This is a genomic window from Neoroseomonas alkaliterrae (assembly GCF_014199195.1).
In the GTDB taxonomy this organism is placed as follows: Bacteria; Pseudomonadota; Alphaproteobacteria; order Acetobacterales; family Acetobacteraceae; genus Neoroseomonas; species Neoroseomonas alkaliterrae.
In genome coordinates this window covers 1-1,496 of sequence record NZ_JACIJE010000041.1, presented here as the reverse complement: position 1 = coordinate 1,496, position 1,496 = coordinate 1, and the positions used below count along the sequence as shown (strand labels likewise).

1 protein-coding gene is annotated in these 1,496 nt (G+C 67.8%); it reads left to right on the top strand.

Annotated features, from left to right (window positions below; translation table 11 throughout):
• Positions 1-248: 248 nt before the first annotated feature.
• On the top strand, positions 249-1,424 hold the full coding sequence (locus FHS88_RS20440) for an IS110 family RNA-guided transposase (RefSeq protein WP_184487326.1): 1,176 nt from the start codon (positions 249-251) through the stop codon (positions 1,422-1,424).
• Positions 1,425-1,496 lie beyond the last annotated feature (72 nt).

Below are 1,496 nucleotides of genomic sequence, written 5' to 3'. Positions count from 1 at the left end.
GGCTTGTAACTGGTGTCCCTGCCGGTGCGCCCTCTTTGGCTAGGGTGGCGCGGCGGTCGCTGGGAGAGGGTCGCCGCACATGGTTTGGGGTCTCTTCCCCGGGCGTCAGATTGGCGCCCTCGACCGGCGTTCTCGGCTCGAACGGTATCCCGAGGTGTCGATCAGCCAGTCGGCAGCCTCGCTTGCACAAGCGCGAGCTCGAACGCCGGCTCCGAGGCTCCCGGCCTGCACCACACCGAGGAGGCCCCATGTTCGCCGGTATCGACATCGCATCAGAGCGCCACGTCCTCGCCCGCCTCGATGAGCAGGGCGCGCCCATTGGCAAGCCCACGCCGTTCAGTGAGGACCGGGAAGGCTACGACACGCTCCTCCGCCTGCTGGGACCGGCGCCGGTGCTCGTGGTGATGGAGGCCACTGGCCACTACTGGAAGAACGTGTTCGCAGTGCTCACCGCGGCTGGTCACGACGTCGCCCTGCTGAACCCGCTCGTGTCGCGGCGCTTCCAGGACGCCAAACTCGAGCGCACCAAGACGGACGCGATCGACGCCACCGCCCTCGCGCGCTTCGGCTTCGAGCGGCGCCCCTCTCCATCGCACCTTCACGACGAGGCCGTCGAGAACCTGCGCGAGCTCGTTCGCCATCGAGATCGCCTCCAGCAGGACTTCGAAGCGCGCATCCTGCAGCTGCATCGGCTCGTCGACCTGACCTTCCCGGAGTTCACCCGCTACGTCCATGGCCTCGACACCCGGCTGGCGACGAGCCTCCTGGCAGACTACCCGACAGCGCGCGCATTCGCCGCGGCCACACCGCGGCGTATCGCCCGGCTCCGATATGCCCGGACCCGCCTGGTCGGTGCCGAACTCGCGGAGCAGCTCGTCAACGCCGCCAAGCGGTCCATCGGCCAGCACCATGGCGCGACCTACGAGATGCAGGCGCGGCACATCTGTCAGGATCTGGATCTGTGGCGCGAACGCCTCGCTGAGATCGACCGGGACATCGCCCGCATCATCGACGGCCACGAGCTCGGCAAGCTGCTTCTGACGGTGAACAGCATAGGGCCACAGACAGCGGCACGCATCATCGCCGCGGTCGGCGATCCGGCGCGCTTCAAGTCGGCCTCGGCATTCGCTGCCTATGTTGGCGTGGTCCCCGGCCTGAAGCAGTCGGGCAAGCAGAATGCACGCCGGGCGAAGCTGGCGCCGCTCGGCAACGCGCGGCTCCGGCGCGCGCTGTGGATGCCGGTGCTCGGCGCCGTGCGACGCGATCCATGGCTGCAGAACTTCTTCGATCGGCTGAAGGCCAGCGGCAAGCCTCACAAGGTCGCGCTCATCGCCGCGATGCGGAAGATGCTCATGGCCATCTACAGCGTCGCAAAGAACCGCAGGCCTTTCGTCCCGATCACAGAGCAGGGGCGCGCGGCGTAGCCATCCAAATAGCGCAGCCGCGCGTCCCTGCGGGCCACGCAGAAGGGCCTTGCATTGCATGACGGTATCTGA

Coding starts and splice junctions, on each gene's coding strand:
- FHS88_RS20440 (WP_184487326.1), top strand. CDS start 249: ATGTTCGCCGGTATCGACATCGCATCAGAGCGCCACGTCCTCGCCCGC.